Annotated in this window: 27 protein-coding genes; 16 read left to right on the plus strand and 11 right to left on the minus strand. The window is 47.7% G+C overall.

Annotation, left to right across the window (positions count from 1 at the left end; genetic code table 11):
- Nucleotides 1–89: 89 nt before the first annotated feature.
- From rbsK to ebsA, 3 genes are read right to left on the minus strand one after another with little or no spacing between them, the layout of a single operon-like run.
- Nucleotides 90–1,067: a ribokinase gene (gene rbsK, locus H6F63_RS11980; protein ID WP_242019697.1), complete on the minus strand. Its 978-nt coding sequence runs from the start codon at nt 1,065–1,067 to the stop codon at nt 90–92.
- A 26-nt stretch (nt 1,068–1,093) separates the two neighbouring features.
- Complete coding sequence (locus tag H6F63_RS11985) at nt 1,094–2,185, minus strand: DRTGG domain-containing protein (RefSeq protein ID WP_190637623.1); 1,092 nt, start codon at nt 2,183–2,185, stop codon at nt 1,094–1,096.
- Nucleotides 2,186–2,211: 26 nt separating this feature from the next.
- Nucleotides 2,212–2,586 carry a type IV pilus biogenesis protein EbsA gene (gene ebsA / locus H6F63_RS11990; RefSeq protein ID WP_190419663.1) on the minus strand — a complete coding sequence of 125 codons (375 nt, stop codon included), beginning with the start codon at nt 2,584–2,586 and terminating at the stop codon, nt 2,212–2,214.
- Nucleotides 2,587–2,901: 315 nt separating this feature from the next.
- On the opposite strand from ebsA, the gene H6F63_RS11995 reads away from it, so the two are divergent.
- Both H6F63_RS11995 and H6F63_RS12000 read left to right on the plus strand, forming a co-directional pair.
- Nucleotides 2,902–3,876: a radical SAM protein gene (locus H6F63_RS11995; RefSeq protein WP_190419661.1), complete on the plus strand. Its 975-nt coding sequence runs from the start codon at nt 2,902–2,904 to the stop codon at nt 3,874–3,876.
- Nucleotides 3,830–5,266: a glycosyltransferase family 2 protein gene (locus H6F63_RS12000; RefSeq protein WP_190637625.1), complete on the plus strand. Its 1,437-nt coding sequence runs from the start codon at nt 3,830–3,832 to the stop codon at nt 5,264–5,266. The genes H6F63_RS11995 and H6F63_RS12000 overlap by 47 nt, the downstream gene beginning before the upstream one ends.
- A gap of 148 nt (nt 5,267–5,414) precedes the next feature.
- On the opposite strand, the gene H6F63_RS12005 is transcribed toward H6F63_RS12000, so the two are convergent.
- Nucleotides 5,415–7,421 carry a DNA polymerase III subunit gamma/tau gene (locus H6F63_RS12005; protein WP_190637627.1) on the minus strand — a complete coding sequence of 669 codons (2,007 nt, stop codon included), beginning with the start codon at nt 7,419–7,421 and terminating at the stop codon, nt 5,415–5,417.
- 234 nt (nt 7,422–7,655) lie between these two features.
- Here H6F63_RS12005 and H6F63_RS12010 point away from each other — a divergent pair, with 234 nt between their 5' ends.
- Both H6F63_RS12010 and rnhA read left to right on the plus strand, forming a co-directional pair.
- Nucleotides 7,656–9,083, plus strand: a complete 1,428-nt coding sequence (locus H6F63_RS12010; protein WP_190637629.1) for a tetratricopeptide repeat protein — start codon at nt 7,656–7,658, stop codon at nt 9,081–9,083.
- Nucleotides 9,084–9,256: 173 nt separating this feature from the next.
- On the plus strand, nt 9,257–10,147 hold the full coding sequence (gene rnhA / locus H6F63_RS12015; protein WP_190637630.1) for a ribonuclease HI: 891 nt from the start codon (nt 9,257–9,259) through the stop codon (nt 10,145–10,147).
- Nucleotides 10,148–10,179: 32 nt separating this feature from the next.
- Here the strand turns inward: rnhA and H6F63_RS12020 are convergent, their stop codons facing one another.
- Together H6F63_RS12020 and cruF are read right to left on the minus strand one after the other, a co-directional pair.
- The gene (locus H6F63_RS12020; protein ID WP_190637632.1) at nt 10,180–11,514 is read right to left on the minus strand and encodes a glycosyltransferase; all 1,335 of its coding nucleotides are present in this window, start codon (nt 11,512–11,514) and stop codon (nt 10,180–10,182) included.
- A complete protein-coding gene (cruF, locus tag H6F63_RS12025; protein ID WP_190637634.1) occupies nt 11,511–12,431 on the minus strand; it encodes a gamma-carotene 1'-hydroxylase CruF in 921 nt (306 codons plus the stop codon). The genes H6F63_RS12020 and cruF overlap by 4 nt, the downstream gene beginning before the upstream one ends.
- Before the next feature lie 330 nt (nt 12,432–12,761).
- On the opposite strand from cruF, the gene H6F63_RS12030 reads away from it, so the two are divergent.
- The 7 genes from H6F63_RS12030 (at nt 12,762) to H6F63_RS12060 (ending at nt 19,427) form a co-directional block, all read left to right on the plus strand.
- Nucleotides 12,762–14,036 carry a GNAT family N-acetyltransferase gene (locus H6F63_RS12030; RefSeq protein WP_190451561.1) on the plus strand — a complete coding sequence of 425 codons (1,275 nt, stop codon included), beginning with the start codon at nt 12,762–12,764 and terminating at the stop codon, nt 14,034–14,036.
- Nucleotides 13,999–14,472, plus strand: coding sequence for a Holliday junction resolvase RuvX (ruvX, locus tag H6F63_RS12035; RefSeq protein WP_190637636.1), 474 nt, complete (start codon nt 13,999–14,001; stop codon nt 14,470–14,472). Before H6F63_RS12030 ends, ruvX begins: the two co-directional genes overlap by 38 nt.
- A gap of 54 nt (nt 14,473–14,526) precedes the next feature.
- The gene (rpsO, locus tag H6F63_RS12040) at nt 14,527–14,796 is read left to right on the plus strand and encodes a 30S ribosomal protein S15 (protein WP_190419641.1); all 270 of its coding nucleotides are present in this window, start codon (nt 14,527–14,529) and stop codon (nt 14,794–14,796) included.
- A gap of 14 nt (nt 14,797–14,810) precedes the next feature.
- Nucleotides 14,811–15,263, plus strand: coding sequence for a PAM68 family protein (locus tag H6F63_RS12045; protein ID WP_190637638.1), 453 nt, complete (start codon nt 14,811–14,813; stop codon nt 15,261–15,263).
- 32 nt (nt 15,264–15,295) lie between these two features.
- Complete coding sequence (locus H6F63_RS12050) at nt 15,296–15,499, plus strand: hypothetical protein (protein WP_190637640.1); 204 nt, start codon at nt 15,296–15,298, stop codon at nt 15,497–15,499.
- A complete protein-coding gene (gene aroF / locus H6F63_RS12055) occupies nt 15,496–16,554 on the plus strand; it encodes a 3-deoxy-7-phosphoheptulonate synthase (RefSeq protein ID WP_190637641.1) in 1,059 nt (352 codons plus the stop codon). The genes H6F63_RS12050 and aroF overlap by 4 nt, the downstream gene beginning before the upstream one ends.
- A 608-nt stretch (nt 16,555–17,162) precedes the next feature.
- Complete coding sequence (locus tag H6F63_RS12060; RefSeq protein WP_199297972.1) at nt 17,163–19,427, plus strand: serine protease; 2,265 nt, start codon at nt 17,163–17,165, stop codon at nt 19,425–19,427.
- A gap of 123 nt (nt 19,428–19,550) precedes the next feature.
- Here H6F63_RS12060 and H6F63_RS12065 read toward each other — a convergent pair whose 3' ends face one another.
- Nucleotides 19,551–20,153, minus strand: a complete 603-nt coding sequence (locus H6F63_RS12065; protein ID WP_190637643.1) for a COP23 domain-containing protein — start codon at nt 20,151–20,153, stop codon at nt 19,551–19,553.
- A gap of 78 nt (nt 20,154–20,231) precedes the next feature.
- Here H6F63_RS12065 and H6F63_RS12070 point away from each other — a divergent pair, with 78 nt between their 5' ends.
- Nucleotides 20,232–20,396 (plus strand): hypothetical protein, encoded by a 165-nt coding sequence (locus tag H6F63_RS12070; RefSeq protein WP_190637645.1) that lies wholly within the window; start codon nt 20,232–20,234, stop codon nt 20,394–20,396.
- Nucleotides 20,397–20,471: 75 nt separating this feature from the next.
- Here H6F63_RS12070 and H6F63_RS12075 read toward each other — a convergent pair whose 3' ends face one another.
- From H6F63_RS12075 to H6F63_RS12085, 3 genes are all read right to left on the minus strand, one after another.
- The gene (locus H6F63_RS12075; protein WP_190419624.1) at nt 20,472–20,825 is read right to left on the minus strand and encodes a DUF1257 domain-containing protein; all 354 of its coding nucleotides are present in this window, start codon (nt 20,823–20,825) and stop codon (nt 20,472–20,474) included.
- Nucleotides 20,826–20,969: 144 nt separating this feature from the next.
- Nucleotides 20,970–22,481, minus strand: coding sequence for an AAA family ATPase (locus H6F63_RS12080; protein ID WP_190419621.1), 1,512 nt, complete (start codon nt 22,479–22,481; stop codon nt 20,970–20,972).
- Nucleotides 22,482–22,576: 95 nt separating this feature from the next.
- On the minus strand, nt 22,577–22,924 hold the full coding sequence (locus H6F63_RS12085; protein WP_190444405.1) for a hypothetical protein: 348 nt from the start codon (nt 22,922–22,924) through the stop codon (nt 22,577–22,579).
- A gap of 80 nt (nt 22,925–23,004) precedes the next feature.
- Between H6F63_RS12085 and H6F63_RS29365 the strand changes: the two genes are divergently transcribed.
- The 3 genes from H6F63_RS29365 to H6F63_RS12095 all read left to right on the plus strand — a co-directional run bounded on the left by H6F63_RS29365 (nt 23,005) and on the right by H6F63_RS12095 (nt 24,579).
- Entirely contained in the window at nt 23,005–23,235 is a 231-nt protein-coding gene (locus H6F63_RS29365; RefSeq protein ID WP_199297973.1) for a hypothetical protein, read from the plus strand.
- On the plus strand, nt 23,201–23,659 hold the full coding sequence (locus tag H6F63_RS12090; RefSeq protein ID WP_199297974.1) for a hypothetical protein: 459 nt from the start codon (nt 23,201–23,203) through the stop codon (nt 23,657–23,659). Before H6F63_RS29365 ends, H6F63_RS12090 begins: the two co-directional genes overlap by 35 nt.
- 242 nt (nt 23,660–23,901) lie before the next feature.
- Complete coding sequence (locus tag H6F63_RS12095) at nt 23,902–24,579, plus strand: response regulator transcription factor (protein WP_190637649.1); 678 nt, start codon at nt 23,902–23,904, stop codon at nt 24,577–24,579.
- A gap of 27 nt (nt 24,580–24,606) precedes the next feature.
- Here the strand turns inward: H6F63_RS12095 and H6F63_RS12100 are convergent, their stop codons facing one another.
- Nucleotides 24,607–24,810, minus strand: a complete 204-nt coding sequence (locus H6F63_RS12100) for a hypothetical protein (protein ID WP_190637651.1) — start codon at nt 24,808–24,810, stop codon at nt 24,607–24,609.
- A gap of 459 nt (nt 24,811–25,269) precedes the next feature.
- On the opposite strand from H6F63_RS12100, the gene H6F63_RS12105 reads away from it, so the two are divergent.
- A complete protein-coding gene (locus tag H6F63_RS12105) occupies nt 25,270–25,749 on the plus strand; it encodes a peptidoglycan-binding protein (RefSeq protein WP_190637653.1) in 480 nt (159 codons plus the stop codon).
- Nucleotides 25,750–25,985 lie beyond the last annotated feature (236 nt).

The raw sequence follows: 25,985 nt of genomic DNA on the forward strand, positions 1-25,985 counted from the left end.
TAGGAAAAGTGATTTTTATTAATAAAATCTCGCACCGACTCTGGAACTAAAAAAGAGAAATTCCTCTCTTTCTTTGCGTACCTTTGTATTTAAAAAATACCTCTCTCGCCCAGAAACCTGTCAAACATCTCCCGATTAGGCAGAGAAGGCTGTGCGCCAGCAGTAGTTGCAGAAATAGCACCAGCCGCCGCACCCCACACCACCGCCTCACGTAGAGAACGCCCCTCAGCCAAAGCCGCAGCCAAAGCACCATTAAAGGCATCTCCGGCGGCAGTTGTGTCAACCGCTTGGACTCTTAAAGCTGGAACGAAGAACTTCTCTTGAGAGGTCGCGCAAAAGACACCGCGATCGCCCAACTTTACAATTGCGTTTCCCACACCCCAACCAAGTAAAATTGTGGCAGCTTTATCAGCAGCTTCTTGCCCATCTACGGGAAAACCCACCAACTGCCCCGCTTCCACTTCGTTAGGGGTGATGATGTCAACCAACGGATAAAGCTGCTGTGGGATATCCAATGATGCTGGTGCGGGGTCGAGAATAACTCGGACACCAGCCTGTCGCCCTGCCTCGGCTGCTGCTAAAACAGCACTCATCGGTATCTCTAACTGTAAGAGTAAGGCGGCGGCTTCAGGTAACAAATTTTTCAGGCGTTCAACATCGTTCTCGTTCACGCGCCCATTAGCACCAGCAACGATGATAATGTTATTTTCTCCAGCGTCATCCACAGTAATAATAGCGACACCAGAAGCACCTGCCTCATCCACCAACACCGCCCCGGTATCAACGCTAGAAGCTTGAAGACCTGCCAGGAGTTCGCGCCCAAAACTGTCGCCGCCCAAACGCCCCACCATCTCAGTTGGAACCCCCAGTCGCGCTGCTGCTACCGCTTGATTCGCCCCTTTGCCACCAGCGGCGGTAAAAAAGTCATGTCCCCGCAGCGTTTCCCCGGCGACTGGCAACCGATGCGATCGCGCTACCAAATCCATATTAATGCTGCCGAAGACAATTACTTTGCTCATGATGGAAGTATTGCTAATTGCTAATAGTTGCTTTTGACAATTAGCCATTAGCTATTAACCATTAGCAACTTTGTTTATTGCACCGTCACTGCTGCTTCCAAACCCAAAGTCCCCATAAGGCGGTCAATGTCGAAGTGTTCCGCCATCATCTGGCGGATACACTCTATTTTGATCGGTTCGTGTAGCCGTACCTGACCAAAGGCACGATCGATAATTCCTACAGTTGTTAGTGTATCTAGGTCAACCGAGAGAATCGGGATCTCTAAATCTTCCGCGCGGCTGAGGATAAAGTGTTGCGGCGGCAGTTGACCAGTCAAAATCAGACACTGGGTAGAAGTTTCCAGGGCGGCTAGTTGGATGTCTGTGCGATCGCCTCCAGTTACCACCGCCATATTCATTCCCTTGCGGAAATACTTCAGCGCTGAATTAACATTCATTGCGCCAATTGTCAAGCTTTGCACCATCAAATCTAACCGATCCGGACGGCAAAGCACTTCTGCCTTCAGCTGGTGTACCAGTTCCCGAACGCTGACACTCCGCAGCAATTCACTGCGTGGCAACATTGCTAGTACCGGAATCCCCTGCCGTTCCAGAAAAGGACGCACAAACTTCTGGGCATCCTCCAAATTAGCAGAGGGAATATCGTTAATCAAAACACCCAGCAAGCGATCGCCCAGCCTCTCCTTAGCTGATAACAAAGCATCCACCAACAACACCGAGTGAAAACGCGCCACCAGTAAAACCGCCGCGTCAACAGCAGCAGCGACCTGTCCCAAAGACAAGTCGAACAAGCTCCCCTCCTCCAAATTACCAGGACCTTCCAACAACACCAACTTTGCCCCAGGCACTATGCGATACTGCTCCAGAGACTCGCGATAATCCCTCTGGTCAACTCCCGATAAGCGTCTTTGAATTGTCTCCTCATCTAGAGACAGCAGAGTTGGGCAAACCCGGTCATCTGGTAATTTCAACACAGTTGCCAGTAACCGGACATCCTCCTCCATCGCATCCGTTTGCGACTCGCTTAAACAAGTACCTAGTGGTTTACCGTAGGCGATATCCACTCCTCTTTCTTTGAGCTGGTGGGCAATCCCTAAGATTGCCGCTGACTTGCCACTGTAAGCTTCTGTTGACCCAATTAGCAAATATTTAGCTGATTTTGGCACACCCTCACTCCTAATTTTTACGGTGTTCAACTGTCTGCACGTAGCAGCTTGCGATAGAACGCCTGAGAAAAGTCGATTGAGCGAGTGCGCTTGTAATTCATAATTACGTCGATTAAAAAATCGACCAACTCCGAATTTGCCATCATCACTTCGTAACTCAGCTCCGCATTCCCATCAAACTGCAATCTGCAACGGGTAAGCTCTATGGGCATTTTAGAGACATACCAGGTGGCAACAAAAGGAATGCTTTCGCCGCCTTCTATTTTGCGATTACCTTCTAAAGATCCTTTTTGATACAAGCTAATTGCCAAGGGTAACATATTACGCTTGGTACCCTGGTAGTAGGGCATATAAACACTGACATCCCCTTGGGGTGCAGGCTGAAGTTGGTCGATTGACATACTGAAACTTTCCTCAATTTCCGTCTATTTGGCAGTCGGGTCTTCCTTAATTGTCTGCCAAGCCAGCATCCGATTGAGAACAGATTAGCTTAGAGTTTTTGCGTTGGAAAGTGGCGTTAAGGGAGATTTTACCTTAATATACCGCTCCCGCCTTCTGTCCACAGATAAATTCGCGAAAAAAGAAAACACAAGCAATTCCTCAATTTCCCATTCTCAATTCCTAATTCTCCAGTCCCCTAAATAAAACTTCCCATCTGCTGCCGATTGGTTTACTCTGGCTGAAGAATGCTATGGAATACCTCATGGGCGAAATCTATGACTCCTCTGGTTGCTAATTACTACTTGACCTATCGCTGCAACGCTCGCTGCCATTTTTGTAACATCTGGGCGTTAGAACCACCCCTAGAAGCTGACTTCAACACGATTCAACACAATTTACAGGACTTGCGGCGCTTGGGTGTCAAGTATGTAGATTTTACTGGTGGAGAACCGCTGCTGCGTGCCGATGTAGGACAGATTTATTCTGAGGCTAAGCGGCAGGGATTCTGGACCAGCATGACGACAAACACAATTCTTTACCCCAAAAAAGCTCATGAAATTAAGGGGTTAGTTGACTTTTTGAATTTCTCCCTGGATGGTGCCGATGCCGAAACTCATGACTCCTCACGGGGGGTGAAGATTTTTGACACTTTGGTCGAGTCGGTGGAAATCGCCCATGCCTTGGGCGAACAACCCGTTCTAAATCACACCGTAACTGCCCAGAACTACCCCCACATCGATCAAGTAGGAGAACTGGGTCAACGTCTGGGTGCCAGGGTATGGCTCAATCCAGCCTTCACCGCTCACGACAACTACAATTCCAAAAAGAATCCCACCCCTGAGATAGTAGCCGCAATTCAAGCAAGTGCTAAGAAATACAAGAATGTTGGGTACAATAAGGCAGCACTGGCTTTTATTGAAGCTGGGGGGAATGATACCAAAAATCCCCGTTGTAAAGCGGTGGATGCTGTAATTGCTATTTCTCCTGACGACAAGCTACTCCTGCCTTGCTATCACTTTGCCCAAACAGGCGTTCCCATTGATGGTAAACTTTACGACCTCTATCGCCAGTCGGAGGAAGTGGAACAATACCGCAAATCTCAGGGCAAGCTGTCGGTGTGTGAAGGCTGCACTGTCTGGTGTTACCTAATACCCAGCTTCTTTATGGGTGTAGACAAGTATTGGTGGTTAAATCAAGTAACATATGCCGGAGAATTCCTGGCCCGAAAACGATTCTTACAACGAGCTTGAACCGCTCGATTCTCTCTTGTCTGAATGTAGAGACGCAATTCAGGGCGTCTCTACAGAAGAATTTGAGAGCGAGTTTTTTCAGGGACTAGCAGGACGCCGCCGCAAAGCGGCGTTTGCCTTAACGGTAATTTGGGGCAGTACTGTTGCTCTGCATTTTATCGTTTGGGGTTCATGGTTAGTTGTGGGACTGACAGCGTTGCTGTTTATTCAGGCGTTGCGCGTCGTGTTTGCTCGCCCCTTAAAGCTCCCGGAGCCTTTATCTGAAGAAACAAAGGACGAATGGCCTTATGTTTCCCTGTTAGTGGCGGCGAAAAATGAAGAAGCCGTTATTGGCAGATTGGTGAGGACACTGTGTAATCAAGATTACCCCGTAGACCGGTATGAAGTGTGGGTGATTGACGATCACAGCACTGACCGAACGCCGCTATTGTTAGAGCAACTGGCTAAAGAATATCGTCAGATGAAAGTGCTGCGGCGACCTGCTAATGCGAGTGGCGGCAAGTCGGGGGCGCTTAATCAGGTGTTACCTTTGACACGGGGACAAATTGTCGGGGTGTTTGATGCTGATGCTCAAGTGCCAACCGATATGCTGCGGCGAGTATGTCCCAGTTTCCAGCGGGAAGCGGTGGGAGCAGTGCAGATGCGAAAAGCGATCGCAAACGCCTCTCTCAATTTCTGGACGAGGGGTCAGAAGGCAGAAATGGCCTTCGACACCTTTCTCCAGCAGCAACGGATCGCCATTGGCGGTATTGGGGAACTGCGCGGTAACGGTCAGTTTGTCCGTAGAACTGCGCTGGAAAGCTGCGGCGGGTGGAACGAGGAAACTATCACCGACGACTTAGATTTAACCTTCCGCTTACACCTTGACCAGTGGGATATTGATTTCGTCATCTTTCCAGGGGTACAGGAGGAAGGCGTTACAAATGCGATCGCTCTTTGGCATCAGCGCAACCGTTGGGCAGAAGGCGGATACCAACGCTATCTAGACTATTGGCGGCTTTTGGTATCAAACCGCATGGGAATTTTAAAAACCCTGGATTTATTCTCATTTACAATCATTCAGTACATCCTCCCCGCCGCGGCCGTCCCAGACTGCTTAATGGCTCTTGTCCGGAATCGTCCCCCCGTCCTCGCTCCTATCAGCAGTTTCGCCATCACTCTTCCCCTACTAGGGATTTTCATCGGACTGCGCCGGATTAGTAAACAGGAGAAATTCAGAACATCCAACTTTTTCGATACCCTAGTTGCTACCCTGCGCGGCGTTTTTTATCTGTTCCACTGGATACTGATAATGGCTAGTACCACCGCCCGGATGTCCGTGCGACCAAAGCGCTTGAAATGGGTCAAAACTGTGCATCATGGCACTGGTGACGAAAGTTTGGAGTTTTAATCTCTTTAGCTAGTGTCTAATGGCAAAAATTAGCTATAGCAATCCTATTTGAGTTGTGAGGCACCCCTTCAGATACCCGGCTTCTCTAAGAAGTCGGGTATCTCGCCTTAACGAATCATTTAGGGCTGCTATAGATGACTTGCTCTCGTTAAAAATCTACATAGTCATCATCTTCCCACTCTTGCTCAGGCTCAGGGGCAGGAGAAATAATATCTTGGGCTGGCGGCTGCGGAATTTCAGGTTCGATTAACTCTAAATCGCCATTTTCATTAACAATATCACCATGAAAATAGTCGGCAAGCCGTTTGGCAGCGATCGCTACAGCTTGAGTGTCAGAACGCACCGCCAGTTCATCCTCCTGCCAGCTAGAAGGTGCCTGCACTGAGGGTGGAGTACGTTCAGCTGTTGAATCTTTTTTGTTAGCCTCTATCCTCTCCTGGGGTGGAACCTGTGACGGTATCTGGTTTTGTGAAGGCTTTGCTTGATAGTTAGCAGCACTATCCTCCTTCACCTCCAAAGAAGGCGGTGTTGTCCCCTGACTGGAAGTTCGTGACTGGGTAGCTGATTGCGAATCAGTCGCAGTCCCAACTTGAAAATTAACCTTCACCTTATGCTGAAGAACCTCTTGAAAAGCAGCTTCGAGACTAGCTAATTTGGGTTTTGCATAGTTGTTGAGCAATTGCGGCGAACTGATACCGACACAGGCTATTTGACCTTTGATATTCAATAGATATCCGTGTTGGCTGAAAAGGGCTTTACCTGGGAGTGGGAGACAATCCAGCACCTGTTGCCAAACTTGCTCAAGTTCAGATTGTTGCCCAACAACCGTACTTGGCGTCGTTGGTGTAACACTTTCGGCTTGTGCGCTAACAGCAGGCGCAGAAACAGGGGAAGCGGGTTGTGGATTTTCACTCGGTGGGGGCGGTGTCTGCTCTTTCTGGGATAAATTGGCAGACGGGCTGGGTTGGGGTGGTGTCGCTAATCCGACCGATTTCGGGCTTTCCGGTTTCGCCTGCTGATTGTTGACTCTAAACTCCGGAATTTGGGCGACCGATTTTTGACTTTGAAGAGAATCCGGCAATAATCCCAACAGCGTCACTTCTAGCCACAGACGCGGCTGAGTGGTATTTTTAATCTGAACTTCGCTGTCTTTAAGGTGCTTTTGCCCCAGCAAAATTGTCGAAATATCTAAACCTTCAAACTCACACAACGCTTTCCAAGTTGGGGCAGTCAAAGCAACTAAATCAGGGCGGTTAGGAGCTTTTTTCGCTATTAACAAATCGCGGTAGAAACCAGCAAAATTCTGAAGGACAATCAAAGGCTCTCTGCCCCTGTCCATGAGTTTGCGTGTCTTGTCGAGAACCGCTTCCGGATTGTTAGATGCGATCGCCTGCAACAAATCCATTAAATCTCTTTCTGGCACCGCCCCCACTAAGTCCCAAACGGCTTCCACCGTCACCTGACCGGATAATAAACTCAGTTGGTCGAGGAGGCTTTCCGCATCCCTCAAGCCTCCCTGAGCTACTTGCGCCACCAGAGTCATCGCCTCCACGGTGATATTAATATTTTCCAGCTGGGCAATCTTTAAGAGATGACCCACCATCGCCTCTAGGGGAATACGACGAAAATCAAACCGCTGACAGCGAGAGATAATCGTCGGTAACACCCTCTGGGGGTCTGTTGTCGCCAGGACAAAGACCACGTGCTTAGGTGGCTCCTCCAGCGTCTTCAGCAAGGCATTGAACGCCGCCGTGCTGAGGCTATGAACCTCATCGATTACATAAACCTTGTAGCGACACTGGACTGGGGAATATTGGGCGCGTTCGATGATTTCCCGAATGTTGTCTACGCCTGTGTTGCTGGCGGCGTCGATTTCAATCACGTCCAGCGCGGAACCTTTGGTAACTCCAAAGCAGACATCGCAAACTCCACAAGGCTGATCTGTAGGAATATTGCTAGAAAGACAGTTGAGCGACTTTGCCAGAATCCGGGCGCTGGAAGTTTTGCCCGTCCCTCTGGAGCCAGTGAATAAATAAGCAGGGGCAATGCGTTCGCTGCGGATGGCGTTGGTGAGAGTCTGGGCGATCGCTTCTTGTCCCACCAAATCCGCGAACGTCTGAGGGCGATACTTGTGATGCAGGGGTTCGTAGGTCACGGCATTCAGAAAGACAAGGACTAGAGCAACAGTTGCCCATAAAAGTCTAGCGTGTTGGTCTGGTTAAACCCTGCTGTGTTAATCTACTGTTGCTTTATTTGATTTGGTTCGGTTTTCTTGAAACTTTTATTCGAGTTAACTGGACAAAAGGTATGATGGGCAAGTATATGCGGCACTATCATCAGTTCAAGCCAGTTGGGTAGAATCTGAGGAAGTGCGACGGGAATGGGGCAAATGTTAAAGCAAATATGGCGATCGCTTGTAAGGTGGTTTCAGCGTTTATTTGGTTCCGACAACAGGCGGAAGCCTACACCGTCTTCGTTTCAACCGGAAACCCCTAAACCCCTGTCCGATACAGATTATGAATTTTTGTATACCCAACTGCTCGAAGGTGTGACGCATGGTTGGCAGCAGCCACGAGTTTTGCGTTTTTTTGAAAGTTTGGGCGATCGCGGCAGCCAAGCCCAATGGGTAGGATGGTTGCGTCGCTTTGGCGATAGATTATTGGCTTCACCTGTGCCAAATAATGAGTTAGCAGCGCGGATGGTGCAGTTGGGTCAGATGGGGTGCGGCGAAATTAGCGATGTTTCCTATGAGATTGGGATGCAGCTATTGACCCGTTCTCCGGCACGAATGGGACAAAGAGAGCCTGTTTCTGAGCCTGTCTCTGAGATATTGGAGTACGAGGAGTACGAGCGCACTCAAGAAGCTCCGCCAGAAAATAACCAGCCAGAGGAAAGCCCAGAACTCAAGACAGTCACGTTGGATGAGTTGTTTGTAATGTTAGAGCAGGATGCTGGGTTACGCCAGCAAGTCGCCGAGCAACTGCAAATTGACACAACCGATCCACAAGTGATTATTCAAGCATTGGTTAATCAATTCAATGCTGCCGATCAAGAGAATGCAGACCAACCAGCAGAGGAAGTATCCCAGCAAGTATCAGACGAAGCAGAAGCTTGGTTAAACCAAGGCGTTCAGCAAGTTCTGGCAGAAAATTTTCCAGAAGCGATCGCCAGTTTTGAGAGAGCCACCCAACTTAAACCCGACAACGAGGAAGCTTGGTACAGCAAGGGTATAGCGCTATCGCACTTAGGACGCTTTGAAGAAGCGATCGCTGCTTTAGACAAAGCTCTGCAACTCAAACACAACTATCCCGAAGCCTGGAACCTGCGGGGATTTGCCCTACAAAACTTAAACCGATATGAAGAAGCGATCGCTTCTTTAGACCAAGCGCTGCAATTCAAGCTTGACGACTGGCAATCTTGGATAGGTCGCGGCAATTGTGCCGCCAATTCAGTTAGTTATGACCCTCTGTTGGCTTCCTTAAGTCAATTAGCTCAAAACAATCCAAATTTGAACCAGCGCGGCTTTGAAGGGCAAATAGCTTGCTATCAGGAAGGGTTGAAATATGTCACCCAAGACAGCGATCCGGTCGGCTGGGGCATATTACATCAAGCTATCGGCAATGCTCACCATCAGAAAGGGCAGCGAGATTTTATGATCGATCCCTATTTTCACCAAGCCTTAGCCGAATACCAAGAGGCGCTAAAAACCCTTACAGAAGAAAATTTTCCAGATGCGTACCAGGCGATCTTGCAAGACATCCAGCAAGTTCAGCTGGCTTTAGGGGAAACAAATGACGATATTTCCTCACCCGGTTAAATTGAAATGCGACTGCGATCGCCCATAGTTCAATTTTTTTAATAGAATTGGCTGACGTCAGTAAAATAGAACCAACCTAAAAGTCCAACACTCACTCCAACGACTGGGCAGATTTTCCCATCATTGGCAGCATCTAACTTTTTGTTAACAATCAACAACTAACAACTACCTTGATGCCCTTCTCACGTAAAATCAAAACTCTTTACACCGATGGAGCTTGCCGTGGCAACCCTGGACCTGGCGGCTGGGGCGTTGTGGTTTATTTTAATGATGGATCGGTCTATGAAATGGGCGACGCAGATCCTGCAACCACAAATAACCGCATGGAAATGCAAGCAGCGATTGGTGCCTTAAAACTTGTTACTGCCACCGGACAACAAGAACCAGTCACACTCTACACTGATAGCGAATACCTGAGAAATGGTATTACCAAATGGGTTAAAGGCTGGAAAAAGAAGGGTTGGAAAACCTCTGAAGGTAAACCCGTTCTCAACAAGGACCTCTGGGAAATTCTCGATGAACTCAATTCCCAGCATATCGAGTGGCGGTATGTGCGGGGTCACGCAGGAAATGAAGGAAATGAGCGCTGCGATGAGATCGCCCGCGCTTTTGCCCTTGGTCGCCCCCCCGACCTGCAACAAACACAACCAGATGCCTTAATTAGTTCACAGGCTACCGATTCCATCGATCGAGAAACGATACAATCGAGTGACGTATCTTCTGACCCTCCTAACCTCGGCCTTGTCATGGTAGACTCTACTACTCCTCCGTCTCTTGATTCTCTGGACAATCTGCCCCGTGAAGTGAGAGTCGCCCAACTTCGCAACTTGATAGAAACTCTCCATGTAGCTGACGAAATAGCTGCTAAAGGCTATCTGATTACTAGCTCTGAATTAGCCGATCTAATGGATGTCAATGCCAGTGCTGTCACCAGTCGCGGCGACAACTGGGGTTGGCGCAATTGGGTGGTATCACGGGTGCGCCGCGAGGGAAATCAAATTCTCTGGCAGCTGGAACGAGTGGATGAGGTAAACAGTAATTTTGAAACAAGTGCTAATAGCTAATGGCTAATTGTCAACAGCCATTAGCTATTAGTTTATCCATAATTCCGCCCCCGCCACTGCTTTGGAGTGCGGAAGGCAGACAAGAAAATTCGCAATACTGCCAAGGGATCTGCCAGAGGAGAAAGATAAAAGTAAACAGGTAAATGCAGAAACGGAAAATTTCGCGTCTCTACACGATCGTTTAAGGGGGCGACATGGGGCGATCGCATGAAGCTTTCATATGAGGGCGCGATCGCTAACAGCAAGGCAAACCTAATCACAAGCAGAAATAAGTTCAACCCAGCTACCGCTAGGACAGGTATTGAAGAATTCCCCATTACTAGCCAACTTAGCAAAATAAAGGATGCTAATAGGGGTAGACCTTGAGTGCAAGTAAGCAACCACAAATCGCCCCATATCTGACCACTTGATGACGCATCTTTGAGATCAAGCGATCGCCCCCACTCATTCCAGGTTTCAGCTGCTCCCTCATACATCCGCACCTTCAAGACCTTAGCCCCATCGAGAAAGCCCACCTTAAAGCCACCGGAAGCGATGTTACGAGCAAGAGTCACATCGTCACAAAAAGAACTCTTAGCACTGGTATACCCCCCCACAGCCTCTAAAACCGAGCGACGACACAGGAAACACTGACCATTCGCCATCACTCGCGACGGATCTTGAGTATTTGTCCCCGCCGGATCGAATCGGTAGAGTAGAGTCATTAACAGCGCTGGTTGCAGCCACCACTCCCCAGGATATTTGAGGATAAACTGCGGCGATAGAGAAACCAAATCGTAACCTTCCGCCTCTGCTGCCTTTACCAAACCAGCAACTAAGCCCGGACTAGGTTGAGTATCGGCATCAATACCCAAAAACCATTCTGGGAATTGGGAATTGGGAATTGGGAATTGGGAATTGGGAATTGGGAATTGTCCCCAGTCCCTTGTCCCCAGTCCCTTGTCCCCAGCCCCCAACCCTGCCATATGCAAAAAGCCATTATGCAAAGCCCAAGGACGACCCACCCAGCCAGAAGGGAGAGGGTCATCATTAATTAGTCGAAATCGGGGGTCTTTCTGCTGTGCTGCTTTTACTAAATCTGGCGTTCCATCTTGGGAACGACTATCAACGACGATAATCTCTCGAACTTCGTAGCTTTGGCGCGTTAACCCTGCTAAACAAGGGCTAATTCGCTCTGCCTCGTTTAAAGTAGGAACCACCACACTGACTGCACCGAAAAGTTCCGGCGTGGCAGTGTGGGGTTCAACAGGCGATCGCCTAGAAGGCCCTTTCAACAGCCGCGAAAGCAGAATAAATGCTGCTGGTGCTTGAATCAACAGCAGCAAGAGCGATATTGCGCTCTGTAGTATTAACCAATCGACGCTCACTTCACCGCCACTTTGACTTGAGTAACTGGAATTTCTGGCTTCATACTGGCAGGAGTTTCAGTTGTGGATTCTTTTACATCTGCTGGTTTTGCCATCTGCCATAGTGTCAAAGCCGGAATGACACCGACAATAACGCCCAACGAGACTGGTATCCAATACCCAGCTGCCAAGCTCAATCCAGCTGCATAACCAAAGTTGCTTAGATAAACGGTTAGTGGGAAACCCAGCTGATTGCGCTCCAATAGAATCGGTGTCTTTCTCCACAACATTGCTCCCACACCGATAAATAGCGAGCTAGTGCCAAACCAACCCGCATAGTTTCGGTAGGGTGTGCCAAAGAAGGCTCCTGGGTGTTCCCAATACCAAAAAGGCACCATCGTCTGACTCATAGCTGGCTCTAGGGCAAAATCCCAAGAAGTGAACATCATAGCCGCAAGAGCGATCGCGCCCACATAGCGAACCAAACTTGGATTTTGCCGAGTTTTTAGACCCGCACAAGCAATTAAATAGGAAACTAATCCCATATAAAACCAGGACAAGGGAATAGTGAAAGGCACCAGTCCGCCAATCTTATACCCCAAGCCATTCAGGTAGCTGTAGTCCCCAAAGGGAAAGCCTGTACTGGTTCCCAGCAGTTCGCTACCCAAAGACAGACACACCGCTGGCAACATGAAAGTCAGCCAGTGCCATAGCCCCAGCTTTCTGTACGCATAAATGGCAACGGCGATGGTTCCCAAGACGATATTAACCACGCCACCACCAGCCATACTCCACTGGAATGCAGTCTGCCCCGTTTCTCCTAAATTCATAATTAGTTCAGGATGGGGTACGACCAGCACCAGTCCCGCCAGTCCAAAAACCATCGTTACAATATGACCAATCAGGCAGAAACGCTCGACAGTGACAAGTTGCTTCATTGCAAAATTCTAAGTTGATATTTTCTTAATAGTAGTTTACAAATGTTTGTCAACTAAACCTAATAAAAGCCCCTGCCGCTTTTGTCAATAGTCAGAGAACAGTTGGAAAGTTCCAACCTTCAAACCTTTCAACCTCTAGCGACAACCCATAACAGTTGCAATCAGTTCGTCATCTTCGGCGGACAGGAGGAGAAAGCAGTTAAGATATTGGCAGCAACACCCAGTAAGAGCCAGCGGCTTTTTCACAAAAAAAACTGTTGGTTGTCTCTGTTCTAGGCTGGCTCTACCGTGCAGCTTAGCCTACACCATCTGCTTCATGGTTCTTCCAACATGACTTCATTTCTGCCTAAAGAAACCAAAACAGCGATCCGCCCAGTTCAATACCGCGATCTGGATGCGATCGCACAGCTTGCCGCCGAAGAACTTGAGGGAGGGAACCCAGCCTCCTCAACGGCTCTTGCTACGCAGGTACATCGTGTTAGACCCTGGTTTGGCCCGCTGAAGTTTTTGAGTTGGTTTCCCAACCCTTGTCAGCATACCTTTAATGTTTATGTCGCGGAGCAGGATAACCAGATTCGCGGCACGATTCAGGTGTCACCTTTTAACCGCACAGGCAGCACTTGGCGGGTTGAACGGGTGTTGGTGGAGACAGGAAGCCCGACGGAAATAGGCTCCGGGCTTTTGCGTCATTGCTTTGAGGCGATCGTCGAAGCTCGTACCTGGTTGCTGGAAGTGAATATCCACAATAAAGCGGGACTGGCTCTTTACCGACAGAACGGTTTTCAGCCTTTGGCGCAGCTAACTTACTGGGCGATCGCGCCAGAATTGCTCTCGTCATTACAAGATCGGGAACCCGATTTACCCAATCTCCTTCCGGTAAGTAACGCTGATGCCCAACTGCTATGCCAGTTGGATACAGTTTCTATGCCGCCTTTGTTGCGTCAGGTGTTTGACCGCAACATCCATGACTTCAAAACCAGCGTTGTTAACAGTTTCCTGACTAATCTGAAGCACTGGTTGGGCAAAACACACAGTGTTAGTGGCTATGTGTTTGAACCGCAGCGCAAGGCGGCAATTGGCTATTTTCAGATTTTTCTCTCGCGCGATGGCTCTCAACCCCATGTCGCCGAGTTGACCGTACATCCAGCCTACACCTGGCTGTACCCAGAATTGCTTTCACAAATGGCTCAAATTGTCAAGGATTACCCCGCACAATCCCTGCAACTGGCTTCTGCTGACTATCAGCCAGAACGCGAAGAATATTTGGAACAGTTGGGAGCCGAGCGGATTTCCCATTCCCTACTGATGTCTCGTTCCGTCTGGCACAAGCTGCGTGAGGCAAAACCGCTCTCTTTAGAAGGGCTACAATTAGCTGAAATGCTCCAAGGTCTTCAGCCGGCACATAAACCAATACCGGGGCGGATGTCTTGGCTCAAGTCCAAGCAGAAGAAGCAGATACCAGCCGAGGCTCCGAAGGATTCACCATTGCCGTTAAACGGTTCAACAGTGCTAAACTCACAGAATCTGGAGGCAACAAAAACCAACCCGAACGACCGGGGAAAAGATAATGGAGAGAATCTCGGCCCTGGGGTTGGATGTCGGTAAAAAGCGCGTTGGGGTGGCAGGTTGTGATGGCACTGGTTTGATTGCCACTGGGATTGCCACAATTGAGCGCATTTCATTTGAGCGAGATGTAGAGCAACTGCAACAGCTGGTTGAGGAGCGACAAGCGCAAGTTCTTGTTGTGGGCTTACCTTATTCGATGGATGGGACGCTGGGTTTCCAGGCGAAGCAGGTGCAGAAATTTGCCGAACGCATGGCTCAAGCTCTCCAGTTACCTCTAGAGTATGTGGATGAGCGGCTGACATCCTATGAGGCAGAGGAACTGATCAGAGAAGAGAAGCGATCGCCTGCTCACAACAAGGCTCTGATTGACCGTAAGGCAGCAGCTTTGATCTTGCAACGCTGGTTAGATGAGCGTCGCACAAAACTTAGGAAGTTATCCTTATCGCCTAGCCAATCACTAATGGCTGATGACTAACCAAATTAAGTGGTAATATGAGAGATTGCTGCATTCTATTAAATTACTTTCCCCATGACTCTGCCGCAACAGCGTAAACACGAAATTATGACCGAGTACCAGGTTCACGAAACCGATACCGGATCGACCGATCTCCAGATTGCCATGCTGACGGAACGCATCAATCGTCTTAGCACTCACCTGAGAGCAAACAAGAAAGATCATGCTTCAAGGCGGGGTCTGTTAAAGATGATTGGTACCAGAAAGCGTCTCTTGTCCTATCTGCAAAAGGAAGACAGACCACGCTATCAAGCCTTAATTGGCCGTCTCGGTATTCGCGGTTAAAGAACTTTTTACCTATGTCTGAAGAATCCCAACGCGATCGCTTACCTTTTGAACCCAAGAAGAATCGCAAAAAAGCGGCGAAAACCCCAGCGAAACCCTCTAGCACTGCTAAAGAGAATCCTCAGCAGCCGAACCAAAAGCCTGAGTCAACGGCAGTGCCAGAAGTGGTGAGCAAGCGCATGGTGAGCCGGATAGCTCTTTTTTGCGGGATTCCCACTGCGTTAGGCATCTTGACTTTTATCGTTAGCTATGTAGTAGTTAGCCAACAATGGTTAAAGTTGCCTAACGTCGCAGTTGTACTTGTGAGTATGGGCTTTTTTGGTCTGGGTGTCCTGGGATTAAGTTACGGGGTGATTTCCGCCTCTTGGGATGAAGAGATACCTGGGAGTAAACTAGGCTGGAAAGAGTTCACCACGAACTGGGGGCGACTGACATCGGCATGGCGGTCGGCTGGGCAAAAAGATTAATTACATCCAGCTGCAACGCTAACAGTTTGAAGGTGAGTTTTAGTTATAAGTTGTTAGAAAACACTAACATCGGTTTCACTCTTCCCCTGGGGTTAAAATCCCAGGCTATTTTTGTTTGTTACGGGCGATCGCTTAAATGGCAATCTATGTATGTAAAGTTGCTATTGCGATCGCTGGTAAATTTTGAGGAGCGAGATCAGCACACAAGCAACCGAATCATGGAGTTGAAAAAATGATTGTAGTCATGAAAGTTGGTACTCCAGAGGTCGAGATTGAGCGCGTTAGCTCGGAACTCGGCACTTGGGGACTGACACCAGAAAAAATAGTAGGGAAGCACAAGGTAGTATTGGGTCTTGTCGGCGAAACTGCTGACCTCGACCCCCTCCAGATGCAAGAAATTAGCCCTTGGGTTGAACAGGTTCTGCGAGTTGAGCAGCCCTTTAAACGAGCAAGTCGCGATTATCGTCACGGTGAAGCCAGCGACGTTGTAGTATCAACTCCTAACGGCGCTGTTACTTTTGGCGAACACCATCCTTTAGTAGTTGTGGCTGGCCCTTGCTCGGTTGAGAATGAAGAAATGATTATTGAAACCGCACGTCGAGTTAAGGCGGCGGGAGCGCAGTTTCTGCGCGGCGGTGCCTATAAGCCTCGGACTTCGCCCTATGCTTTCCAAGGACACGGTGAAAGTGCCTTGAATTTGCTGGCGGCGGCACGGGAAGCGACAGGCTTAGGTATTATTACGGAATTGATGGATAGCCCTGAATTGGATGTGGTGGCAGAATTTGCCGACGTGATCCAAATCGGTGCCAGAAATATGCAAAATTTCTCCCTGTTGAAGAAAGTAGGAGCGCAGGAAAAGCCTGTGCTGCTGAAGCGGGGAATGGCAGCGACGATTGAAGATTGGTTGATGGCGGCGGAGTACATTTTGGCAGCTGGCAACCCAAATGTGATTTTGTGCGAACGCGGTATCCGCACCTTTGACCGTCAATATGCTCGGAATACGCTGGATTTGTCAGCAATTCCAGTCCTGAGAACTTTGACTCACCTACCGATTATGATTGACCCCAGTCATGGCACTGGTAAGTCTGAATATGTGCCTGCAATGGCGATGGCATCTATCGCTGCTGGTGCTGACTCGTTAATGATTGAAGTCCACCCCAACCCGAAGAAAGCCCTTTCTGACGGCCCTCAATCTCTGACACCAGAGCGTTTCGACCGCTTGATGCAAGAGATGTCTGTAATTGGCAAAGCTGTAGGTCGCTGGCCTGAACCTGCTGTTGTTTTGGCTTAGAACCTAACCCCCTAACCCCCTTCCCTCAGAGGGAAGGGGGAAAAGAAATTTGTAGATTTGTAGGCTGGGTTCAGGAACGAAACCCAGCACTTATTTTAGGCGATCGCTACCTTTGATAAGTTATGGAATGCGATCGCTCCCGGTACATCCCCCCAACCTCCCTTAAAAAGGCGGCTAGATTCTTCAAAACCCCCTTATTAAGGGGGTCGCCGCAGGCGGGGGGATCAAGTCTGATGCCACAGGTATTGGAAATGCGATAGCGAAGCGCCGACCTGTCGGTTCGCTAGCTTTGATAAGTTATGAAATGCGATCGCTCTATAATCATATTTGACATTTTTACTAAAATGTGCATTCTACTGGGCGGTTGAAACCGCGTCTACACAAACAAAGTCCGCCTTCGCGGATTCTTATAACCCACCTTCGCGGATTTTGTTTGTGTTGCAGTGAATGAAATTCGCAAAATGCGATCGCTTTCCTCTACCCTCAGATAGGTTTTTGATGCCACAATAAAAGAACAATAGGACAAGCCTGCTTTTGTCAGGCTTTGTTTGTGTAACCCCAGCCTACAGGCTGCGGACATCTTAAAAGCTAAGTTCTGTAGGTGGGATATGGTTTCTTGGCGTTGGTTGATTGCTTCTGGCTTGATCACTTTGTTACCGTCCGGCTGTTTTAAACAACTCACCTCTGGAGAGATTGCCCAACAAGCCGGAAATAGCATTGTTTTGATTACCTACGCAGACAAATCCGGAAATGGCAGCGGCTTTTTCGTTTCGGGAGAAAATAAAGCCTGCACCTTACTCACAGCGCGTCATGTGGTAGCACCCAGTAGTAAATTGAAGCTGCAAACCAATGACGGAAAATTTTGGAACTCCGCGACTATTCAAAAGTTCCCCAACCAAGATTTAGCACTCATCACTTTCGATCCAGGTAGGGAAAATTGCCCCTATAAGGCTCTCGAATTAGGCGACTCGGACACAGTAAAGGTGGGAGACGGCATCTACATTACTGGTTTCCCAGGCGGTTCCTCTGCACCGCAGTTTGTACCGGGTACGGTATCGGCACTTGGCAAGCTATCTGATGGGTATGGGATTTCTTACCCTGTTATAACCGCAGGGGGAATGAGTGGGGGGCCAGTGCTAAATACAGCAGGGAAGATAATTGCAGTTCATGGACGCAGTGAGAGAGAACTTGTTAAAAAGGCAGAACTCACAGGCGGAGATTTACCGCCACAACAGCAGTCTGCACAAAGTGTAAACTCATCTGACGGGGAGGCACAGAACACGTTTAAATGGGGCATCCCTAGCAATGTCTATCTGGCAAATAAGAGCAATATTCCCTCTGAAGCTGTCGTTGCTTCATCTGCACCCAAGACCGCAGAAGACTGGTTGAAAGTCGGCAATGATTTGTTAGTCTCACAACGCTATGAAGAAGTCATTGATGCCTATGAGAAAGCTATTGAGATTAAGCCAAACTACTCTCTGGCTTGGTTTAGTCGAGGCTATGCGCTAGGGGAGTTGAAACAGTATCAAGAGGCGATCGCATCCTATGACAAAGCGATTCAAGCCAAAGGTGAATGGGGCAACATAACTCCAGATTCAGCTTGGTATAACCGAGGCATTGCGCTAGGGAAGTTGAAACAGTACCAAGAGGCGATCGCATCTTATGACAAAGCAATTCAATTCAAGCCTGACAAGCATGAAGCTTGGTATGGTCGAGGCTATGCGCTATGGAAGTTGAAACAGTACGAAAAGGCGATCGCATCCTATGACAAAGCGATTCAAATCAAGCCTGACTACCATGAAGCTTGGACTGGTCGAGGCTATGCGCTAGATGAATTGCAACAGTACCAAGAGGCGATCGCATCCTATGACAAAGCAATTCAATTCAAGCCTGACAAGCATGAACCTTGGTATGGTCGAGGCTATGCGCTATGGAAGTTGAAACAGTACGAAAAGGCGATCGCATCCTATGACAAAGCGATTCAAATCAAGCCTGACTACCATGAAGCTTGGTATGGTCGAGGTTATGCGCTAGATGAATTGCAACAGTACGAAAAGGCGATCGCATCCTATGACAAAGCGATTCAAATCAAGCCTGACGACCATGAAGCTTGGTATGGTCGAGGCCTGGCGCTATCGTACTTGAAACAGTACCAAGAGGCGATCGCATCTTATGACAAAGCGATTCAAATCAAGCCTGACAAGCATGAACCTTGGTATGGTCGAGGCTATGCGCTATGGAAGTTGAAACAGTACGAAAAGGCGATCGCATCCTATGACAAAGCGATTCAAATCAAGCCTGACGACCATGAAGCTTGGTATGGTCGAGGCCTGGCGCTAAGGAAGTTGAAACAGTACGAAAAGGCGATCGCATCCTATAACAAAGCAATTCAATTCAAGCCTGACAAGCATGAAGCTTGGTATGGTCGAGGCATTGCGCTAGATGAATTGCAACAGTACCAAGAGGCGATCGCATCCTATGACAAAGCAATTCAATTCAAGCCTGACAAGCATGAAGCTTGGTATGGTCGAGGCATTGCGCTAGATGAATTGCAACAGTACCAAGAGGCGATCGCATCCTATGACAAAGCGATTAAAATCAAGCCTGACAAGCATGAAGCTTGGTATGGTCGAGGCATTGCGCTAGATGAATTGCAACAGTACCAAGAGGCGATCGCATCCTATGACAAAGCGATTAAAATCAAGCCTGACTACCATCAAGCTTGGGCTGGTCGAGGCATTGCGCTATGGTACTTGAAACAGTACCAAGAGGCGATCGCATCCTATGACAAAGCGATTAAAATCAAGCCTGACTACCAATTAGCAATAAATAATCGCAAGGACTTACTAACCCAGTTGGGACGCTCAAAATAGCGGAGATTTATTAGGACAACATCGTCAAACTTATAAATTGTCATAGACAGGAGCTTCGGATTTTCTTAATTAGCGCCTATGCACAATAGTTGTAAGTGTCTATGTTGTCCCAGTCACAACAGATTATTTTTTAGCCGTTTCTCTAGCTTTCAGATCCTCATCTGCCAAAAAGTTTCCCAAATGAACAGATGGCGAAGCTGGAGACAAAAGAGGAGCAGATGACTCACCGTTACTATTTTGATCCACAGTAGTTTTATTCTCTAAAGCCTTAATCATCTTGCTCAGAGACTCATAGCCGTCAGCACCGACATCCAGCGTCACCAATAGGTTGCAATTATCCGCACTCAGTTTAGTTTTGGCACAGATAACAGATTGTCTAGGGGTGTTGGGGTCAGGGCGATAATCAAATGCAATCAGACCATCTTGGCGATAACCTTCCAACCGTCTTTCAATATCGTCACAACGTTTTGAAGTATTCCAGTCACCACCAAAGGTTTTTACCATTCTCAGCCAAGGCTGCTTACCCTTGTCGTTATGATAAACCACCGTCCAAATCTCACCTTCGTTGGGGTAAGGTTGGAGTTCGCAAGTAAAGCGGTCTTCTTTGGTGAATATTACTGGTGGTTCTGGCGGCTTCTTGCCATTAATAACATCGTTTGCCAAGGCAGCAGCACCAATCACAGCACTGATAAGGGCTACCACCAAACCTGCTTTTCCTAAAGACATACGACTTGCCCCAAAACCCCTTAAAAAGGTTGATGTTTCTAAGATAACTTATCTACACAGCTATCCAAAGGAGGATTTATGAAGAGATTGCAAAACTTGGCGAAGCTTTCGGGGGAAAATAATAGACTATTGACGACAATTGAGGCGAATGGAGCGACGATGGTGTTTGTCTGGATTGTAGGTCATTTTACTGCCTCAACGCGATCGCGCCATTCCATAATAAAAATAAACCCACCTCTCTAAGAGCTGGGTTAGTGATAGGAAAAACGGGTTAATCTATAGTTGATTAACCCGATATCTTGGGAACGCGCACAATAATTACTTTTGCACAACCAACTTAACGTTGGCGTTGGCAAGACCGCGTTGCTTGACTTCTGCCAAGGTCTTGTTAACGGCATACTTCTGATTAATCGAGTTAATCAGTTCGGTTTGGTTGTGCTTCTTGGCAACGCCCCACAGGTCAGCGATCAGGTCGAAAGAACCATCGCTATTGCGAGACCAGCCCAGGTCATATTCGCCTTCCAAAACTGCAACGATGTCGGAACGAACGCGCTGACCGTTGTAACCACGAACATCAGCTTCGGACTTAACGCTGATACCCAGGTCACGGAGAGAAGCCTTCAGGATTTCGGCATCGGTGATTTTGGTACGCAGGGTGCTAAAGTGAGACATTGGGATTTCCTCCAGTAGAGAGTTAAGAGAAACGACAACTTTTTTGTTTCGAGACTACCGCCTTGGGAAATTACTTGGCGGCTTTTTTATCAAACTACTAGCAATTTGCTAGTCTTTCCTCCTGTTGGGAGCAGGAGAAAGCTTTTAGAACTCCATTCGCTGATACTCAGCGACGGAGGACGCAGCAGGTCGCGCTCGCTGTCTTGCCCAGTCCCTCAGGGCCGTAACCTGCTCGTTCATTGTCCGGGAAAGCGGCAGCGTGGCTTTAATTGCCGCAATGATATCAAGCTGGGTAAATTCGCGCTCTTGGGCAAATGCTTCGTACATTGCCGCAATCAATCCCTGCTCGATTTCTGCCCCGGAAAATCCATCAGAAACCTTAGCCAGCTGGTCTAGATCAAAGCGAGAAAGGTCGCGCTTCCGCTTGGCAAGGTGAATCTGAAAAATATCCTTACGTTCTTCTGCGTTAGGAAGATCGACGAAGAAAAGCTCGTCAAAACGTCCTTTGCGAAGAAATTCGCCTGGTAAACGTTCAACCCGGTTGGCAGTTGCCATCACGAACACCGGAGAAGTCTTTTCTTGCATCCAGGTGAGGAAGGAACCAAAAATCCGGCTGGATGTACCGCCATCTGAGTCAGCAGATCCCGAAGTACCAGCAAAGGCTTTGTCTAGTTCGTCGATGAAGAGAATGGTCGGAGAAATCGACTCTGCTGTTTTCAGGGCGTTCCGCAAGTTAGCTTCTGACCTACCTACCATTGAGCCGTCATACACTCGGCCCATATCCAGGCGCAGAAGTGGCAAACTCCAGAGGCGGGAAGTTGTTTTGGCAATTAAGGATTTACCGCAGCCAGGAACCCCTAAAATTAACATTCCTTTGGGTTGAGGCAAACCGTACTCTCTTGCCTTTTCTGTGAAAGCGTTAGATCTCTGTCTCAGCCAGCGCTTCAACTCTTCTAAACCGCCAACTGCATCAATAGTTTCGTCTTCTTCAATGAATTCTAATATGCCGTTGCGACGGATTAATTGCTTTTTTTCAGAAAGAATAATATCTACTTCTGATTCAGTTAGGCGACCTGTTTTAACGTATGCCTTACGATAAACTTTTTCAGCTTCATCCCGGGTCAAACCCAAGGCGGCTTTTAACATTTTTTCCCGCGCTTCTGTCGTTGTACGACGGTTGCGAGTTTGCTCTAGTTGACTGGTCAATACTTGGTTGAGTTCTGCCAGGTCTGGCAGGGGGTAGTCTAAAACTACTACTTCTTTTTCAAGCTCGATCGGTATCTGTTGGAAGGGTGACATGAGGATAATGGTTTTTTGCGTGCCTTTGAAGCTGGCGATCGCATCCCTCAGCCACCGAGTTGTTGCTGGTGATTCAATAAACGGGTGTAAATCTTTGAATATAAAGATACCTGGTTCTCTTTGGCGTACTACCCATTCAATCGCTGCCTCTGGAGAAACAGTATTATGTTGGGTAATATTGCGAGGTTGGCCGTACTCGACTATGCCGTGGGTGACTGTCCATATGAACACACGCCGCTGCTGGGATCTTGTTTGAGCAATTGTTGCAATTGTTCGTTCAGCCCTTTCTTCCTCGGATGTCACCAGGTAGATTAGGGGATATTGAGCTTGAACCAGAATATCTAGCTCTTCTTTCATAATCTATCGACCCATTAGAGACGGCACAACCATTAGCCAACATTCGCACTGCTTTCCTTGATTCGAGCAAGGCACCCGCTCATAGAGGAGGAACCTTAGCAGGGAACCAACTCCTGTTCTCCTTGAGAATCAGTACCAACTTCACTTCTGGTACCTTCAAGGGTGGTTAGCTCCTCAGCCATTACACCAGGCTGATCACCAAGGGCAACCATTTCTCCATCTCGCACTACCACGGAACTAGAACACTCCGGACAAGAATATACCCGATGCGTCCCCCCGTGATTTGCCTCTACCTCATCCACCACTTCCGGGTTTGTCAGGTAGAAAACAATCGCTCTTTCGACCATTGATGACATCGGTTCCGAGTCAACAGCAGATCGAATTTTGAGCTGACGATGAAGACCTGGAGGAAGATATAACGTAACCTTTTGCTTATCTTGCATATAACTTTATCGGTCGTCCTACCCGGGTATATTTCACAGGTTATCTGTCTTATTCCGGGCTGTCAAGACGTTAAGCCAGCATGACGGCAATATTGTTACATTACTTAATATTTCTCCCGATTGTCCGGCAGAGGATGGGGGACTGGCGAATGAATAAAAGCAGCCAGAACGGAGATATTGGCGTAGGTGTACAAATATTCCAGCCGAGTCGGGAGTCAGAGTTGGCAAGCCAATTGTGGCAACACGAGAGCGATCGCAATATATGCGATCGCTCTCATGATGATGCTGTGGGGTTGTCGCGCTACCGATAACCAGTCAGCAACCTGGAAAATATATAACAACCCGCGCTATGACTTCGAGTTTCCTTATCCCAGTAACTGGATTGCCGCCCCGATGCCAGACAATAGAGATGGGCGGGCGTTTAGAGATCCGCAGAACCCAGAGGTAGAAATACTGGGAGTAGCGGGTGCTAGTTTGCCAGAAATTGAACTGGCACCACCGGGACAAAAACACCCTCATACATCCATGCAGCAGAACTTTACTACCCAACAGGGGATAAGCGGGAAGCTGCAAGTAGAACTGCGTTCTGATATTAGTTTGATGAGACTGACCTTAATTCAGGGAAGGATACGCTACTACTGGCAAGGGCGATCGCCCTCTGGACAATTTGACGATTATTATCGCTTCTTCTATTACGTTGCTGGTCAATACCGCATTCCTGAAATAAAAAATTAAAAATGGGAATTATGCAAGTTTTAATAGAGGCTGAGCCTCCTAACCTTCGTTCCCAGGATCTGGCTGAGCATGAGAAGTTAAAAATTTAAAATCGAGATTCGGCAATTTTTAATTTTTAATTTTGCTTTTTTAATTCCCCTAGCGCTTAAAATCAGTCTCAGGAATGAGGCTTTATTTCATTAAAATGCCCAAACCGTGTAATTTTGTCGTAGATAAAACCAATAAAACAATCCTTTAATTCCATGCCTCCAGAAACAGAATCACCATTGAATACACCCACTGAATCTCACCCATTGCGGGTTTTGATTGTGGAAGACGACCCGATGATGCAGCTGGGTTTGGAGCAGTCATTAGCCGCTCACCCCCAGTTCACCATCGTTGGACAAGCTGAAGATGGATACTTAGGCGTAGAAGCTGCTCTGAAACTGAAACCGGATCTGATTGTGATGGATATTGGTCTGCCGCGACTGGATGGAATTGCTGCCACCCAGCAAATTAAGGCAGCGCTTCCTAATGTCCGGGTGGTTGTCCTGACATCCCACACCACAGAAACAGAAATCATTGCTGCCCTCTCTAGCGGTGCCGATGCCTACTGCATCAAGGGTGCTAGTGTAGAGCGATTGTTAGCAGCAATCACTGCGGCCCAAGAAGGTGCCACCTACCTCGATCCGCAAATTGCGCGTCGAGTAATTGACCATCTTAAACCGCCTTCCACGGGCAACACCGTCTCAAATTTATCCCAACGGGAATTAGAAGTATTGAAACTGATGGTAGAGGGCAAAAGTAATCCGGAGATTGCTGCGGCCCTCTACCTAAGTCCCAACACTGTGAAAACTCACGTCCGAGGGATTATGAATAAATTGTCTGTCGATGACCGGGTGCAGGCAGCTGTTGTTGCCCTTCGTTCGGGGCTGGTGTAGCCTAAAGACGCTTTTAGGAAAGTCTTTCTACAAAAAAGTCCGGCGCTCCAAGTGATAGATGTGGGTGATTCGATCAATATCCTGTGTCAATTTTGCCCCATGTTGATGATTAGAAACTTCCGCTTCTGGTCGGTTGGGAAATTTTCTGCTGGTGAGAGGATGTTTTGTAATCGCCTTTGGCTCAATTAAAACAATACCAAGGCGTTGTGCGTAAAAGTAGAATAACCCCATAACTAGGCACCATTGAATTCAGCGTCAGACTTAAAGTACGACGGGTAAGAGCGATCGCACTTCATGCCGTTGTCTCACCTGGCTGGGTGAAAACAAGCTATTTCTTCGTCTTCGCTTTAGTCCGCCAGAGACTTAAGTCTCTGGTTCATAGCTAACTAGCATTAAAAAAACTGAACTTTGTTATTGTTAGTCGGTTTAACCGACTTTAGTTATACGCCTAGGGTTTAAACTCCAGGCGAAATTAATTCATACTATTGATTCACCTGATTGGATGAGGTGGGAAAAATGGGGAAACTATAGGGATGAATTGAAATAGTTTTTAAGAATATAAAATTAATGAATATCATCCTTTTGTATGAGATGGTTGGGTGAAGTGGGAGCTGGGAAATAACAATTACCTTAGAAAGTGTAAGGAACACAACACTAATTCAAAAAACACAAATTAAAGGAACCAAAACCATGACAGCTCCAACTAATACTTTCAACGCTCAAGCTAATGCCCAAATAAACAAACCTGTAGTCAAGCGCGGTTCCACAGGAGCAGCGGTTCAGGAACTGCAAAGACTTTTAAATCGCTGGGAAACTTACTTTGGGGATATTGACGGTATCTTCGATATAGTGGTAGAAAATGGCGTTAAAGCCTACCAGCACCGGGTCTTTTTGAAAGAGGATGGTGTTGTGGGAAACGTGACATGGCAAGCTCTTTATTCTGGTGCGCCAGTCAATATGCCTGTGCTGAAAAAAGGTAGCCAAGGTGAAATAGTGGTAATGCTTCAGCGTCTTTTACAGACAACAGGCGATTTTAATACTGAGACTAGCCCGAATTTCGGCCCGCGCACAGATGCAGGGGTGAGAGCCTTCCAGAAGCGGTTTAATTTGGTTGTGGATGGCATTGTGGGCGATCGCACTTGGCACGCTCTGAGCAAAGTTCCTCACTAGAAACAGTTAAGAGTGTTGAATTATAAGTTATTAATTCAACACTCTTAACTCAAAAAAATGATGATTTATGAGTCAATTCCAGCCTTGCAAACTCTCTTGCGTTAGAGTTAGCGTCAATTCGCTGTTGGTGCGTGAGAATACCCAGTTGGAAAATTGAAATTGTAAATATTTTTATTTGTCATTATTGTGATCTTACTTTAAATAATTAAAAATATTAGTTTATTTTTAATTATAGT

Origin of the sequence: Trichocoleus sp. FACHB-40, from assembly GCF_014695915.1 — a bacterium.
Classification (GTDB): Bacteria; Cyanobacteriota; Cyanobacteriia; order Cyanobacteriales; family FACHB-T130; genus Funiculus; species Funiculus sociatus.

Bases quoted from the DNA above. Each gene is read 5' to 3' on its own strand.
- rnhA (WP_190637630.1), top strand. From the start codon at position 9,257: ATGCCCTTCTCACGTAAAATCAAAACTCTTTACACCGATGGAGCTTGC.
- H6F63_RS12100 (WP_190637651.1), bottom strand. From the start codon at position 24,810: ATGGGGTTATTCTACTTTTACGCACAACGCCTTGGTATTGTTTTAATT.
- H6F63_RS12105 (WP_190637653.1), top strand. From the start codon at position 25,270: ATGACAGCTCCAACTAATACTTTCAACGCTCAAGCTAATGCCCAAATA.
- ruvX (WP_190637636.1), top strand. From the start codon at position 13,999: ATGGAGAGAATCTCGGCCCTGGGGTTGGATGTCGGTAAAAAGCGCGTT.
- H6F63_RS12010 (WP_190637629.1), top strand. From the start codon at position 7,656: ATGTTAAAGCAAATATGGCGATCGCTTGTAAGGTGGTTTCAGCGTTTA.
- H6F63_RS12060 (WP_199297972.1), top strand. From the start codon at position 17,163: ATGGTTTCTTGGCGTTGGTTGATTGCTTCTGGCTTGATCACTTTGTTA.
- H6F63_RS12030 (WP_190451561.1), top strand. From the start codon at position 12,762: ATGACTTCATTTCTGCCTAAAGAAACCAAAACAGCGATCCGCCCAGTT.
- rbsK (WP_242019697.1), bottom strand. From the start codon at position 1,067: ATGGCTAATTGTCAAAAGCAACTATTAGCAATTAGCAATACTTCCATC.
- H6F63_RS12090 (WP_199297974.1), top strand. From the start codon at position 23,201: ATGATGATGCTGTGGGGTTGTCGCGCTACCGATAACCAGTCAGCAACC.
- H6F63_RS12065 (WP_190637643.1), bottom strand. From the start codon at position 20,153: ATGTCTTTAGGAAAAGCAGGTTTGGTGGTAGCCCTTATCAGTGCTGTG.
- aroF (WP_190637641.1), top strand. From the start codon at position 15,496: ATGATTGTAGTCATGAAAGTTGGTACTCCAGAGGTCGAGATTGAGCGC.
- H6F63_RS12080 (WP_190419621.1), bottom strand. From the start codon at position 22,481: ATGAAAGAAGAGCTAGATATTCTGGTTCAAGCTCAATATCCCCTAATC.
- cruF (WP_190637634.1), bottom strand. From the start codon at position 12,431: ATGAAGCAACTTGTCACTGTCGAGCGTTTCTGCCTGATTGGTCATATT.
- H6F63_RS11995 (WP_190419661.1), top strand. From the start codon at position 2,902: ATGACTCCTCTGGTTGCTAATTACTACTTGACCTATCGCTGCAACGCT.
- H6F63_RS12085 (WP_190444405.1), bottom strand. From the start codon at position 22,924: ATGCAAGATAAGCAAAAGGTTACGTTATATCTTCCTCCAGGTCTTCAT.
- H6F63_RS12095 (WP_190637649.1), top strand. From the start codon at position 23,902: ATGCCTCCAGAAACAGAATCACCATTGAATACACCCACTGAATCTCAC.
- H6F63_RS12070 (WP_190637645.1), top strand. From the start codon at position 20,232: ATGAAGAGATTGCAAAACTTGGCGAAGCTTTCGGGGGAAAATAATAGA.
- rpsO (WP_190419641.1), top strand. From the start codon at position 14,527: ATGACTCTGCCGCAACAGCGTAAACACGAAATTATGACCGAGTACCAG.
- H6F63_RS12075 (WP_190419624.1), bottom strand. From the start codon at position 20,825: ATGTCTCACTTTAGCACCCTGCGTACCAAAATCACCGATGCCGAAATC.
- H6F63_RS12045 (WP_190637638.1), top strand. From the start codon at position 14,811: ATGTCTGAAGAATCCCAACGCGATCGCTTACCTTTTGAACCCAAGAAG.
- ebsA (WP_190419663.1), bottom strand. From the start codon at position 2,586: ATGTCAATCGACCAACTTCAGCCTGCACCCCAAGGGGATGTCAGTGTT.
- H6F63_RS29365 (WP_199297973.1), top strand. From the start codon at position 23,005: ATGACGGCAATATTGTTACATTACTTAATATTTCTCCCGATTGTCCGG.
- H6F63_RS12000 (WP_190637625.1), top strand. From the start codon at position 3,830: ATGCCGGAGAATTCCTGGCCCGAAAACGATTCTTACAACGAGCTTGAA.